This window comes from Streptomyces sp. DG2A-72 (assembly GCF_030499575.1).
GTDB lineage: Bacteria > Actinomycetota > Actinomycetes > Streptomycetales > Streptomycetaceae > Streptomyces.
The window spans coordinates 4,032,954-4,046,942 of record NZ_JASTLC010000001.1 but is presented as its reverse complement, the minus strand read 5'-3'; the positions used below and the strand labels follow the sequence as shown (position 1 = coordinate 4,046,942).

Annotated in this window: 9 protein-coding genes; 2 read left to right on the top strand and 7 right to left on the bottom strand. The window is 69.2% G+C overall.

The genetic code is table 11. The features are described 5' to 3' along the window. Positions 1 to 3: 3 nt before the first annotated feature. The 6 genes from QQY66_RS18995 to QQY66_RS18970 form a co-directional block, all read right to left on the bottom strand. Positions 4 to 1,560: an LCP family protein gene (locus tag QQY66_RS18995; RefSeq protein ID WP_301987392.1), complete on the bottom strand. Its 1,557-nt coding sequence runs from the start codon at positions 1,558 to 1,560 to the stop codon at positions 4 to 6. A 128-nt stretch (positions 1,561 to 1,688) separates the two neighbouring features. Beyond that, the gene (locus QQY66_RS18990) at positions 1,689 to 3,419 is read right to left on the bottom strand and encodes an LCP family protein (protein WP_301981539.1); all 1,731 of its coding nucleotides are present in this window, start codon (positions 3,417 to 3,419) and stop codon (positions 1,689 to 1,691) included. A 279-nt stretch (positions 3,420 to 3,698) separates the two neighbouring features. Then, positions 3,699 to 5,252 (bottom strand): LCP family protein, encoded by a 1,554-nt coding sequence (locus tag QQY66_RS18985; RefSeq protein ID WP_301981538.1) that lies wholly within the window; start codon positions 5,250 to 5,252, stop codon positions 3,699 to 3,701. 80 nt (positions 5,253 to 5,332) lie between these two features. Further along, a complete protein-coding gene (locus tag QQY66_RS18980) occupies positions 5,333 to 7,063 on the bottom strand; it encodes an LCP family protein (RefSeq protein WP_301981537.1) in 1,731 nt (576 codons plus the stop codon). A 228-nt stretch (positions 7,064 to 7,291) separates the two neighbouring features. Further along, on the bottom strand, positions 7,292 to 8,533 hold the full coding sequence (locus QQY66_RS18975) for an LCP family protein (RefSeq protein ID WP_301981536.1): 1,242 nt from the start codon (positions 8,531 to 8,533) through the stop codon (positions 7,292 to 7,294). A 144-nt stretch (positions 8,534 to 8,677) separates the two neighbouring features. Then, positions 8,678 to 9,433: a TIGR03089 family protein gene (locus tag QQY66_RS18970; RefSeq protein WP_301981535.1), complete on the bottom strand. Its 756-nt coding sequence runs from the start codon at positions 9,431 to 9,433 to the stop codon at positions 8,678 to 8,680. Between the two features lie 140 nt (positions 9,434 to 9,573). Here QQY66_RS18970 and QQY66_RS18965 point away from each other — a divergent pair, with 140 nt between their 5' ends. Both QQY66_RS18965 and QQY66_RS18960 read left to right on the top strand, forming a co-directional pair. Beyond that, positions 9,574 to 10,863, top strand: a complete 1,290-nt coding sequence (locus QQY66_RS18965; RefSeq protein WP_301981534.1) for a peptidoglycan recognition protein — start codon at positions 9,574 to 9,576, stop codon at positions 10,861 to 10,863. Positions 10,864 to 11,048: 185 nt separating this feature from the next. Beyond that, positions 11,049 to 12,131 carry an NDP-sugar synthase gene (locus QQY66_RS18960; protein ID WP_301981533.1) on the top strand — a complete coding sequence of 361 codons (1,083 nt, stop codon included), beginning with the start codon at positions 11,049 to 11,051 and terminating at the stop codon, positions 12,129 to 12,131. A 782-nt stretch (positions 12,132 to 12,913) separates the two neighbouring features. Here QQY66_RS18960 and QQY66_RS18955 read toward each other — a convergent pair. After that, positions 12,914 to 13,921 (bottom strand): DNA-3-methyladenine glycosylase, encoded by a 1,008-nt coding sequence (locus QQY66_RS18955; protein ID WP_301981532.1) that lies wholly within the window; start codon positions 13,919 to 13,921, stop codon positions 12,914 to 12,916. Positions 13,922 to 13,989: the final 68 nt, after the last annotated feature.

The window sequence follows — 13,989 nt, the reverse complement described above, 5'->3', positions numbered from 1 at the left end:
TCGTCACCACGTGAACCCCGGGTTCACATGCATACACGCCTCGTCGTCCGCCCCGTTGAGGGCCTCCGCCGAGTCCGGGGTGGTGTCGTCGGTCTTCGGCGCCTTGTACGTCGTACCCTCGCGCCAGTCCGCTCCCACCACGAGCGTGACACCGGAGACGTCGGTCGACTGCTCGACCGAACGCGCCGGAATCCCCAGGGACTTGGCGACGGCGCGGGCGTCGCCCTCCAGGTCGGCGCTGGGGTAGCGGACGAGTGTCGTGGCCTCGCCTCCGGCGGCGGCCGGGTCGGCGATCGCCTCGTCGAAGCCCTTGCCGACGAGCAGGTTGACCACGTCGCTCGCGCGTCCGTTCTGCGGGGCGAGGGTGTCGGTCCCGGTGCCGTTCTGGACCAGGACCGCGATCTCGGAGTCGGGGGCCGCGGGGTCGTCGGCCGCCTGCTCAGCGGCTTTCCCGGGCCTCTTCTTCGCGTCCTTGCCGTCCAGCGCGATGTCCTCGCGCACCAGCCGGAAGAGCTGCTCGGCGTCCTCCGTGGGCTCGACGCGCGCGCCGACGTACCGGTTCGGCATCGTGGTCATGGTGATGCGTTTCGGCTCGACCTTCCGCAGCTCGTTGCTGAGGTCGTAGAGAGCCTTGACGGTGCCCAGGCCCGGGTCGACGGTGATGGCCGCGGTGGCGCGCTCGGCGAGGCGGCGCAGCTTGTTCGGGTTGCTCAGGGTGGCGTTCTCCCGCAGCACGCGGACCATCGAGTTCAAGTACATGTGCTGGGCCTTGGCGCGGGCCAGGTCGCTGCCGTCCTCGAAGCCGTAGCGGGTGCGCAGCCACTGCAGGGCCTGCTCGCCCTGCACGGGGTGCGTGCCCTTCTCCAGTCTCAGACCGGAGCCATGGCCCTGGCTGTCCTTCGAGTAGATGTTGGCGTCCACGCAGACCGGGACGCCGCCTATGGCGTCCGCCATCGACACCACGCCCGCGAAGTCGACCATCATGAAGTGGTCGATGCGGATGCCGGTGAGCTCCTGCCAGGTGGCGACCGTGCAGCCGGGACCGCCGTGGCCGAGGCTCCGGTTGGTCATCACCCGGCCGTCGCTCGCCTCGTACACCTCACCGTCGTCGGGGTCGGTGCACTTGGGGATCTGGACGAGGGTGTCGCGCGGCATGCTGACGACCGACATGTTGGTGCGGTCGGCGGACAGGTGCACCAGCATCTGCACATCGGCCAGCGGGGTCGCGCCGAAGGTCTCCCGGGCGCCGCCGAGCTTCTGGTTCTCCTCGGTGTCCCGTGCGTCGGAGCCGATGAGCAGGATGTTCAGCGGGGTCTGGCCCGCGGAGTTCGGCGTGGGCTCGGCGAGCTTGCTGTCGCCCAGGTTGAGCTGGTCCTGCTTGATGTTGCCGTTCAGGTGGCGGTAGTAGAGGTATCCGGCGCCGGATACGCCGAGTATGAGGACCGCCAGGGTCATCGCCGACCAGCGAAGCACCCGCCGCCCCTGCCTCGGCCGGCGTGTGCCGTGCCGGCCGTCACCCTCCGCGTCGTCCCGCTCGCCGGCCCCCTCGGCGACCGGCACGGCCTCCCGCACACCGTTCTGCGTCAACTCGCCCGTCCTCCCCACCCCTTGCGCCCACCGGCGTCACACAGAGGCCCGTCGTCTGTCCTGGAGACATACGACGGGCCCGTGAGGTTGCCCCTAAGGCCTCAACTGGCGCACTGGACCTTGTCGGCGGTGGACTTCTCCACGTCCGGCGTCGCTGCCGAGGCGGAGTTGAGCTTGACGCCCGCGCCCTTGAAGTCCTTGCCGAGGATCAGGGTCATCGTCGGCAGACCCTGGGCGTTGTCCACGCTCTCGCCCGGCTTCATCGCCGAACCGGACAGGCCCATGATGTCGGCGAGCCGACGCGCCTGGTCCGCCTGGTCGGGAGCGTACTCCAGAGTGGTTTTCGCCTGCGTTGCCTCGGCGTTGCCCGCGTTTTCCGACTTGGTCACGCCCGCCTCGGTCTGCAGGTAGGCCAGCTCCGCCTGCGCACTGCCGGCGACGGCACCGCCGTTGAGGATCCGCACCCGCACCTCGGAGGCGTCGGCCTTGGTGCCCTTCAGCCGGGCGGCGACCGCGGCCTTCTCCTTCTTCTCCTGCGCCTTGACCTCGGTGAACGAGATGTCGTTCGTGATCATGTCGAAGACCTGGGGCGCCTTCGTCTCGTCGACGACGACCGTCGCCTTGACCACCTCGGCGGGGTTGTCCTTCACCGGGATCGTGGTGAAGGTGATGTTCTTCGTCGGCACCTTCTTCAGCTCCAGGGCGATGTCCTTGAGCGTGTTGACGCTGCCGATCGGCTCGTCCACGGTCAGCGCCTTGGTGGCGGCCTCGGCCAGCTTCAGCAGCTTGGCGGGGTTGGTGAGGGTGTTGCCGGAGGACATCTTGCGCATCAGCGAGCCCAGGAACTGCTGCTGCACCTTGATGCGGTCCAGGTCGCCGCTGTTGCCGAAGCTCTTCCGGGTGCGCAGGAAGGCGAGTGCCTGCTCGCCCTCGACCGTCGACTCGCCGGCGGGCAGGACCAGCTTCGACTGCTTGTCGTTGACCGCGTCCTCCACACAGACCTTGACGCCGTCCACGGCCGTGGTCAGCGTCTTCACCGCGTTGAAGTCGGCCATCATGAAGTGGTCCGGCTGGATGCCCGTGGCCGCCTTCACGGTGCGCATGGTGCAGCCCGCGTCCCGGCCGCTCTCGCCGAGGCTCCGGTTGAAGCGGACGCCTTCCTGCCCCGGAATCACCGTCTCGGTGCCGTCCTCCTGCGTCGTCGGACAGTCCGGGATGTCGACGATCAGGTCACGGGGGATGCTCAGCGCGGTCGCGTTCGAGCGGTCCTTGGAGACGTGCAGCAGGATCGTGGTGTCGGCGTGCCCGACGCTGCCGGCGTCGCCGTAACTCCCGTTGCCCTCACCGGTCCGCTTGTCGGTGCCGATGACGAGGATGTTGAAGGCCTCGTCCTTGCTGAAGTTGCTGGCGCCCGCGTCGCCGATGTCCGTCGTCGAGACGTTGCCTGCCAAGTACTGGAGGTAGAGGTATCCGGCGCCCGCCGCGGCGACGAGGACGAACGCCATGGTGCCGCCGGTCCACAGCACGGCCCTCTTCGCCTTCGACTTCTTCTGCTTCGCCGGCCGGCGACCACGCCGCCCGGGCAGCGGCTCCTCCGGCGGGACCCCGCGGCGCTTGCGCTGCGGCGGGATGTCGCGGCCGGGGGCCTTGGGAGACGTACGGCTTCGGGGAGCACCCGTGCCTGTTTCGGCCGCTGGTCTGCGGGGCCGGGGAACCGACGACTGCGGAGCGGAAGGGCTCAGTCGCAGTTCGTATTCGCCGGTGTTCGGATTGAGTACCCACTGGTCTGCGGGATCGATGTCGTCCCCCCGCCCACGGCCTTGCGCGTCCACGGTTGTCCGAAACCTCCGTCAGGGCCACGCGGCGCTCTCCCCCCGGAAAGCGCACGGGTGTTGGTGAACACGGTGCTCGACCCCAGGACAGATTTCGTGGCCGGGGATCACTGAATCGCTCACACTATCCGCCCAGTTGGGCATCGAGCGACGCAGTGACAAACTCCACGACCTTATATCCGGCCATTCCACCCCATTTCCCTGAAAGTGAGTTCCCTGTCCTGGTGTGCGAGTTCCCCTTGTGTCTTCTATACGTACGCAGGGCGCGCCGCGTTCGAATCACCAGCGGTAGGGCGCGTACACGTCCATGCACTGCTTGGTGTCCGAGCCGTTGATTTCGTCGGAGTTGCCCGGCAGATCCCCCGCCTTGGGCGCCGACTGCTTCGGGTACGTGGTGCCCGTGCGCCAGTCGCCGCCGACGACGACCGTGACACCGGAGACGTCGGTCGACTTCTTCACCGAACTCATGGGAATCCCCAGGGACTTGGCGACAGCCTGGGCGTCGTCCTGCAATTCGGCGCTCGGGTAGCGCACGACCGTCCGGTCCTCGGAGAGTGTCGCCGAGGTGTCCGCCGTGGCCTTGGTGAAGCCCTTGGACACCAGGGCCTGGGCGACCGTGCCGGCGCGACCGGAGACCGGGGCGGTGGTGGAGGACTGCGTGGCGTTCTGCACCAGGACGCCGACCGCGGCCTTGTCCACGGCGGTGGCGGTCGGCTCCTTGCTCGCCGGCTTCTTCTCCTGCGCCTTCGGGCCCTTGTCGTCGAAGGGCACGTCGTCGCGGAGCATCGACCAGATCTTCTCGGCGGCGGCGCCGTCCGGCACCAAGTGGTCGCTGTTCTGGGCGTCCTGGACCGTGGGCAGCGTCGTCATGGTGATCCGGTCGGTGGGCACCGTCCTGAGCTGCGTGCCCAGGTCGTAGAGCTGCTTGACGGTGCCGATCTCCTGGGAGACCTTCAGGGACTTCGTGGCCGCCTCGGCCAGGTTCATCAGCCGGCCGGTGTCGCTGAAGACGTTCTGCTGCTTGAGGGTGCGGAGCATCGAGTTCAGGTACATGTGCTGGGCCCGCGCCCGCAGCGGGTCGCTGCCCCAGGCGTGCCGGGTGCGCAGCCACTGGAGCGCCTGCTTGCCCTCGACCTTCTTGCGGCCGGCCGTCAGCTTCAGGCCGGAGCCGCCGGGCACACCCGGCAGCGGACGGTCCCACACGTTCTGCTTCACACACACCTCGACGCCGCCGATGGCGTCCGCCATGCTCACCACGCCCGCGAAGTCGATGGTCATCCAGTGGTCGATGTAGACGCCGGTGAGGTTCTGCCAGGTGGCCAGCGTGCAGCCGGCTCCGCCACGGGCCAGCGACTCGTTGATGATCGTGTTGGTGGGCGGATACGTCTTGCCGGTGTCGGGGTCCTTGCACTCGGGGATGTCGACCCGGGTGTCCCGGGGAATGCTCACCACGGCCGCGCTCTTGCGGTCCGCGGAGAGGTGGATGAGCATCTGCACATCGCCGAGCGGCGGGTTGCCGCGGTTGTCCCGGCTGCCGCCCAGTGCCACGTTCTCGTCGGAGTTACGGCTGTCGGAGCCGATCAGCAGGATGTTCAGCGGGGTCTGCCCGGCGGCGTTCGGGGTGGCCCTGCCCACCTTGGAGTCGCCGCTGGCGCGCTCGCCCTTCACGATGTTGTCGTTCAGGTGCTGGTAGTAGAGGTATCCGGCGCCGGCCGTCCCGAGTATCAGCACCGAAAGCGTCGTCGCGGACCATCTCAGCAACCGGTGCTTGCGCTGGGGCCGCCGGCGGTGTCCGAGCGGCGTCCCCTCTTTCTCCTCAACGCTGAGCGTCATCCGCTGTCTCCCACCCTCGCGCCAATGAAACGGACCTGCTTTGCGTCCTGTGAGACGTAAAGCAGGCCCGTCAGGTCACCTCATTTGGCACATTCGACCTTGTCGGCCGTGGATTTCTGCACGCCCTCCGGCGTCGACCCCGAGGAGGAGTTGAGTTTCACCCCGGCTCCCTTGAAGTCCTTGCCCAGGGTGAGGGTCATCGTGGGCAGGCCCTGGGAGTTCTCCACGCTCTCGCCCGGCTTCAGCGCGGAACCGGACAGGCCCATGATGTCGGCGAGCCTGCGGGCCTGGTCGGCCTGGTCGGGGGAGTACTCGAGCGTCGTCTTCGCCAGGTCGGCGTCGGCGTTCCCGGCGTTCTCCGACTTCAGTACGCCCTCCTCGTTCTGCAGATACTCCAGCTCCCCCTGCGCGCTGCCGGCCTCGGCGCCGCCGTTGAGGATTCGCACCCGCACCTCGGAGGCGTCGGCCTTGGTGCCCTTCAGCCGGGCGGCCACGGCGGCGGCTTCCTTCTTCTTCTGCGCCTTGACCTCGGTGAACGACACATCGTTCTTGATCATGTTGAAGACTTCGGGCGCAGTCGTGTCGTTGACGACGACCGTCGCCTTCACCTTCTCGGCCGGGTTGTCGATCACCGGCACCGTGGTGAAGGTCAGGTTCTTGGTGTTGAGCTTGCCCAGCTCCAGACCGAGGTCCTTCAGCTTGCTGATGCTGTCCAGCTTGGAGTCGACGCTCAGTGCCTTGGTGCCCGCCTCGGCCAGCTTGATCATCTTCGACGGGTCGGTGAGCGTGTCGTTGGACTTCAGCTTGCGCATCAGGGAGCTCAGGAACTGCTGCTGCAGTCCGATCCGGCTCAGGTCACCGCCGAAGCCCACCGAGTGCCGGGTGCGGACGAAGGCGAGCGCCTCCTCGCCCTCGATCGTGTGCGTGCCCTTCGACAGGTGCAGCTTCGAGTCCGGGTCGTCGATGTCCTTGGCCAGACACACCTCGACGCCGCCGACCGCGGAGGTCAGCGTCTTCACCGCGTTGAAGTCGGCGACCATGAAGTTGTCGGGCGTGATCCCGGTCAGCTCGGTGACGGTCCGTGAAGTGCAGCTGGGCGTACGGCCGTCCTGGCCGAGGCTGGTGTTGAAGCGGACGCCGTCGGTGCCCGGGATCGTCTTCGTGGTGCCGTCCGGCTGCGTCGTCGGGCAGTCCGGGATGTCGACGATCAGGTCACGCGGGATGCTCAGCGCGGTCGCGTTCGTCCGGTCCTTGGAGACGTGCAGCAGGATCGTGGTGTCGGCGTGCCCGACGCTGCCGGCGTCGCCGTAGCTCTCGTTGCCCGCGCCGGTGCGCTTGTCGGTGCCGATCAGCAGGATGTTGATCGCCTTGTCCTTGCTGAAGCCGCCGGTGCTCGCGCCGTCGTCGGAGACGGAGGTGATGTTGGCGTTGAGGTGCTGGATGTAGAGATATCCGGCGCCCGCGGCGGCCAGCACCACGAACGCCATGGTGCCGCCGATCCACAGCAGGACCTTCTTCGCCTTCTTCTGCTTCGCCGGCCGCCGTCCACGCCGACCGGGCAGCGGCTCCTCGGGCGGCGCCCCACGGCGCCTGCGCTGCGGCGGAACCGCGCGTCCGGGGGCCTCGGGAGACGCCGTACGGCTTCGGGGAACACGCGCTCCGGCGCCGGAGGCCGGTCTGCGGGGACGGGGAACCGACGACTGCGGAGCGGAAGGAGTCAGTCGCAGCTCGTATTCGCCAGTGTTCGGATTGAGCACCCACTGGTCCGCGGGATCGATGTCGTCCCGCCGCCCTCGGCCTTGCGCGTCCACGGTTGTCCGAATCCTCCGTCGGGGCGCGGCGCCTTCCCCCAAAAGGCGCTCGGGTCTCGTACAGGCAGTGCGCCGGTCCGGGACTGCAAACCCCAGGTCGAGCGCACCGAAGCGCTCACACTAACCGCCCAGATCGGCGCCGAGCGACGCCGGTGACACATTCCACGCCCCTACAACTGGGCAATCCGCCCATTTCTTTGAAAGCTGTTGGCCTGCTTTGCGTTCGCTTTATTCGCAGGTGTCCTCGTCGGCGGTGGTCCCGCTGAACGTGGGCGCGGGCGAATCGGCGGCGACGGGCTCATCGGGCCGCCGCGCGGCGGACTTTCCGTCATCCGGTCCATACAAGGAGTAATCGTCGTACGTGCCGTCGCGGCCTTTTGCGGTGGAATCCCGCGGTACTTCCGCAGCGACCGCCACCGGCGCGTCCGTGCGCAGCCGCTCGAACAGTTTCTCCGCCTCGGGCTCCACCAACTGGTCGCGATTGGCGTTGTAGACATACGACTCCCGCGGAACGGTCAGGAATTGCACACGTTCAGTGGGGATGTCGCGTACTCCGCGCGCGAGATCGTACAAACCACGCAGACTGGCCAGACCCGGGTCGGTGGTGAGCGACGATGTCGCGGCGTCCAGCACGGGATAGAGCTTCACCGGATTCAGCAGGACGTCATTGCTGCGCACCTTGCTCACCAGTGCGCCGAGAAAGCGCTGTTGACGGTCCATGCGGTCGGTGTCGCTGCCGTCGCCGAGGGACTTGCGGACGCGGACGTACCCGAGGGCCTGCTCGCCGTCGAGCGTCACCCTGCCGGCGGGCAGTCGCAGTTTGGCGTCCTTGTCGCGGATGGGTTCCTTCAGGCAGATCTCCACCCCGTCGACGGCGTCGACCATTTCCTTGAACCCGTTGAAGTCGACGACCATGTGGTGGTTGATCCGAATGCCCGTGAGTTTCTCGACGGTTCGGATGGTGCAGGCCGAACCACCGGCCTGGAAGGCGTAGTTGAACATCGCGAACATCGGCTCGGTCCGGCTGCCGTCCCGCCGCAGACAGGCGGGTACGTCGACCATCAGATCGCGGGGGAGCGAGACGGCGGTGGCGCTGCGCCGCCCGGCGGACAGATGCAACAGGATGGTCGTGTCGGACCGCTCGGTCCCGGAGTCCTGCCCGTACCGCCGGTTCCCTTCCCCGGCCCGGGTGTCGGATCCGATGAGCAGCAGGTTCATCGCACCCTTCACCAGGGCGGTGGGCCGCTCCTTCTCGTACCGCGCGAGCTCGGCCGCGGCTGCCTCATCCGGCGTGATGTTCGCGTCGAGCTTCGCATAGACGGCCCATACGCTCCCGCCGGCGGCCAGCGTCAACACCCCGAGCCCGAGGGCGGTGCCGCGTATCCAACGCCGCCGGCGCCGCCGTATCAGCCCACTCCCGGTCGCCGACGCCCCCACTGCGGTGTCGCTCACGTCTGTTCCACCCCTCATGGCGTACGAACGCGTACGAACGTGTCGTGCGGCTGCTGTTACGACCATGACCCGGGTGAGGGCCGGGGGGTGAGTGATGCTGGGCCGAATGGGGGACAGGGGGTGCCTGTCGCCCACGCCGGCAGCTCGTACGTCGGTGGCGCGCTACCTCGCCGTCGCCGTGACCCGCTCGCTCTCGATCCGCTTGGCCAGCGCTTCCTCGCTCAGCTCGCCCAGATGGCGGCACAGCACCACGGAGCCGCCGGTGGCCAGCGGCCCGTACAGCCCGGCGTTGAGCCCCTCCCAGGTGTCGTACGGCAGCCCGCACAGGATCCGCGACGTCGGCCCCGTCAGTCCCAGCCCCGTCGCCTCGTCCCGGGCCCGCTCGACGACCTCGGCCCCGCTGAACTCCCGCCCGGCCACGATCAACGCGGGCTCCTCCGGATCGACCGGAGCGAACGGCACGAACCGGTCGCCCTGACCCGGCACCTCGACGGCATAGTCGACGAAACCCTCCGGCGGCTGCGGGAAGCGACCGCCGAGCGGCCGCAGCGCCAGCGCGACCCGTGCCCCGGAACAAGCCCGCGCCGCGTCCAGCGCGTCCGGCCCGCTGACGACCACGTCGGCCGCCGCCGGATCGCCGCCGGCGTCCGCGATCGCGCCCACCGACGAACACGCCAGCAGCCACACCGCCGTCTGCCAGTGCGCGGGCAGCAGCAGGGCGACCCGGTCCCCGGGCTCCACGGACAACTCGCCCTGCAGCAGATTCGCGGTCTTGGCCACCCAATTGGCGAAGGTGGCCACGGACAATTCGACGCGTTCCCCGGTGGCGTCGTCGTAGAAGGTGACCAGGGGACGTCCGGGGTCCGCGGCGAGCGCGGAACGCAGCAGGTCGGCAGGGGTGCGATCGGTGGCGTTCACCCGCGCAAGCGTAACGGCGTGCGCGTACGGCCGGCCAACGCCCGGTTCACGCCGCCACCACCGATTCGGCCCAAGGGCATCCAACGGTCCGTCAATTCCCCGATGGACAGATATGAATGCATATGTCCAACATCAGGAGCATGCGTGGATTCCTTGCTTCCTCGATCGGCGTCACCTGCGCCGCCGCCCTCGCCCTCCCGCTGACCCCGCCGGCAGTCGCGGCGGCCGCGAGACCGGCACCCGGCGCGGAGGCGGCCACGACCGTCGCCCGGGCCGCCGAGCCGGGCGTCCCCGGCAGCACCCAGTCCCTGCCCCTCGTCCCCCTCGACGGCGACCGCACCTCCGGCCCGACCGCCGAACAGGGCCTGCCCCGCCGGGACGTACGGCGCTTCTCCCTCGTCGGCGTCGTCTGGGACAACCCTGACACCGAACTCCACGGCCGCGTCCAGGTCCGTACGCGAGACGCCGCCACCGGCACCTGGTCCGGCTGGCAGGACGTCGAGACGCACAACCACGAGCACGCCCCCGACCCGGGCACCGACGAGGAAGCCTCGGGCCGCGTCCACGGCGCCACGGCCCCACTGTGGGTGGGGGATTCCGACGGAGTGGAGGTACGGGCCAGCGCGGAGCCGCAGGCAACCGGGGGTGACGGGGCCGACCGCCCGGCCGGGGCACTTCCTCCGGGCATGCGGCTGGAACTGGTGGATCCAGGAGGTGAGAGCGGTGGTGTGCGGGAGGCCGACCGCCACACCGCGCCCCTCCACGCGGACACGCCCGACTCCGCCAACGCCGGCCAACTGACGGACCAGCAACGGGCGGGGCCCTACATCGGCCCACGTCCGCGCATCGTCACGCGCCGCGGCTGGGGCGCGAACGAGAAGCTGCGGGAGAAGAAGGTCGGCTACACGAAGAAGGTGAAGGTGGCCTTCGTGCACCACACCGGGACCGGCAACAAGCACTGGTGCAAGCAGGCCCCCTCCGTCATTCGCGGTATCTACCGCTACCACGTCAAGAGCATGGGCTGGCGCGATGTCGGCTACAACTTCTTCGTCGACAGGTGCGGAAACATCTACGAGGGCCGCGCCGGGGGCGTGGCGAAGCCGGTGCTCGGCGCGCACACTCTCGGGTTCAACACCAACAGCATGGGGATCGCCGTCCTCGGCACCTTCGAGTCCAAGAAGCCGTCCGGCGCCGCGGTGAAGGCGATCTCCCGGCTCACGGCCTGGAAGCTCGGCCTGTACGGCGTGAATCCGCGCGGCAAGACATATCTGAAGTCGGGCGGTGGGAATCTCTACCGGAAGGGAAAGAAGGTTCGACTGAACGTGATCTCCGGCCACCTGGACAGCTTCGACACGGCATGCCCGGGACGGCAGCTCTACCGCAAGCTCGGCTCGGCCCGCGCCACGGCGGCCCGCTACCAGGGCCGGTGAACCGCATTGCCGGGCAGCTGAACCAAAGGGCTTCGCCGGACGGCTGAACCAAAGCGCAGGAATGAAACGTCTGTGAACAGGGGACGGAACGCCGCACGGCCGTCGAAGGCGTGCCGGACAGGTCTGCATACACTGGCCGGCCGAACGACAGATCGGCCGGTCCCGGCAGGAAGCAGAGACGACAGGTGACAGAAGCGATCCTCCTGGTCGGCGGCAAGGGCACCCGGCTGCGTCCGCTCACCGTGCACACGCCCAAGCCCATGGTCCGCGCGGCCGGCGTGCCCTTCCTCACACACCAGCTGGCGAGAGCGAGAGCGGCGGGCGTCGACCACATAGTGCTGGCGACGTCCTACCTGGCCGAGGTCTTCGAGCCGCACTTCGGTGACGGCTCGTCCCTCGGCCTTCATCTGGAGTACGTCACCGAGGAGGAACCGCTCGGCACGGGCGGCGCGATCCGCAACGTGGCAAGCCGCCTCCACTCCGCCCCCGACGACCCGGTCCTGGTCTTCAACGGCGACATCCTGACGGGCCTGGACATCAAGGCGCTGGTGGAGACCCACGACACGACGGGCGCGGACGTCTCCCTGCACCTCACGAAGGTGACCGACCCCCGGGCGTACGGCCTGGTCCCCACGGACGACACGGGCCGGGTCCTGGCGTTCCTGGAGAAGCCCCAAACCCCGGAGGAGATAGTCACCGACCAGATCAACGCGGGGGCATACGTCTTCCGGCGCTCACTGATCGACACGATCCCGCAGGGCCGCCCGGTCTCGGTCGAACGCGAAACGTTCCCGGACCTGCTCTCGGCGGGAGCCCACCTCCAAGGCATGGTGGATTCGACATACTGGCTGGACCTGGGCACGCCCGCGGCGTTCGTACGAGGCTCAGCGGACCTGGTCCTGGGCCGCGCCCCGTCCCCCGCGATCCCCGGCCGCTGCGGCGACCGCCTGATCCTGCCGACGGCGAGGGTCGCCCCGGACGCAAAACTGACGGGCGGCACGGTGGTCGGAGAGGGCGCGTACGTCGCAGAAGGCGCCCGAGTCTCCGGCACGACCATCCTCCCCGGCGCCGTCATCGAACCCGGCGCGGTCATCACCGACTCCCTCATCGGCACCCGCGCCCGCATAGGCGAACGCTCCATCCTCACCGGCACCGTCATCGGCGACGGCGCCATCATCGGCCCCGACAACGAACTCACCGACGGCGCCCGAATCTGGTGCGACGCCCGAATCCCAGCAGGCGCGGTCCGCTTCTCCTCGGACCAGTAACCGCCCACCACCCTCCCAACGCCGGCCGGCACTCAAGCACGAGAACCGCGCTCCCGCCCCCCACCCCCCGCGGAGGCCTCACTTCCGGGTGCCGCTCGGCACCATCCAGCCCGCCCGACGTCCGGGACGAGAACGGCCATCCCCAGCCGCGGGCGCTAGCTTCTCGACGCCGGTCCGCACATCTCAGCCCGCCGGGCGTTCGAGCACGAGTGCGGCTGTCCCGAGTGCTGACCCACTTGCTGGGGGTCGCTTGCTTGTGGGTGTGGGTCCGCGCGTTTGAGCCTGTCGGGGGTTTGAGGGCGAGTGCGGCTGTCCCGAGTGCTGACCCACTTGCTGGGGGTCGCTTGCTTGTGGGTGTGGGTCCGCGCGTTTGAGCCTGTCGGGGGTTTGAGGGCGAGTGCGGCTGTCCCGAGTGCTGACCCACTTGCTGGGGGTCGCTTGCTTGTGGGTGTGGGTCCGCGCGTTTGAGCCTGTCGGGGGTTTGAGGACGGGTACAGCCATCCCGAGCGCCGCCCCACCCGCTGGGGTCGCTTGCTTCTGGGTGTGGGTCCGCACATTTCAGCCCGTCGGGCATTCGAGGACGAGTGCGGCCATCCCTAGCCCCCACCCACCCGCTGGGGACGCTCGCTTCTCGACGCCGGTCGGCATTTTCAGCCCGTCCGGCGTTTGAGGACGAGGCCGTTCAGGCCGAAGCGGGGTCTGGGGGCGCAGCCCTCAGGGATGGGACGGGTAGGGGCGGCGGGGGCGAGAACGGCACGACGGTCACCTCGGCGAAGGGCGCGTCACAACCGCCCGATATCAGTCTTCGGCATCCGCGGAGCCCTCCGCGGCGGCGTCCGCCCACTCAACAGAATCAACCGAGCCGCCCGATGCCGCTGCCCCGCATACGGCTCCAACAACTCCAGCATCACGGAGTCATCCGCATCCCGATCCCCCGCCAACGCCCACCCCACGATCCCCGGCAAATGCAGATCCCCCACCGTCACCGCATCCGCCGCCCCATGACTGCGCTGCACGGTCTCCGCCGACGTCCACGGCCCCACCCCCGGCACCACCTCCAACCGAGCCTGCGCCGCCTCCGCCGACATCCCCACCGCCTCCTCCAGCCGCGCAGCCACCCGCACGGCCCGAAGAATCGTCGACGCCCGCTTGTTGTCGACCCCGGCCCGATGCCACTCCCACGACGGAATCAACGCCCACGTCCGCGCCGCCGGCATCACCCACATCCGCCCCCCGACCGGCCCCGGCGCCGGCTCCCCGTACTTCCGCACCAGAATCCGCCACGCCCGATACGCCTCCCCGGTCGTGACCTTCTGCTCCAGAACCGACGGAATCAACGACTCCAGCACCAGCCCGGTCCGCGTCAGCCGCAACCCCGGCCGCTGATGCCGAGCCAACGCCACCAGCCGATGCCGCGGCTCGAAGACAGACGGATCGTCGGCACCCCCGACCAACTCGGGCAACCGCTCCAGCAGCCACTCGGCCCCCGGCCCCCACGCCTCCCCGCACACCTCACCGCCACGCACCGCGACCCGCAACGTCCCAGGCCCCCCGGGCGTAAGGCTGGCCCGCCACACAGACCCGTCCGCCGCCGCCCGAAACGTCGGATCCCCCGCCCCCCGCCGCAACGGCCCCAGCACCAGCCCAAGATCGACCGGCCCCTCCGGCACATACGTCCGTACTCGCCCCGGCGCCACAGTCTGCCGCGGCACACCCCCACCCCCGGGCACGGCGACATGCCCACCACGCACGGTCGTACGGGTGGGCCGGGGAGCGAAACGTCCTGCCACGGATGAGGTCCTAGGGGTGAGGGAGAAGCTCTACGAGACTAGGCGGTCGTACGGCACCGCCACCGCAC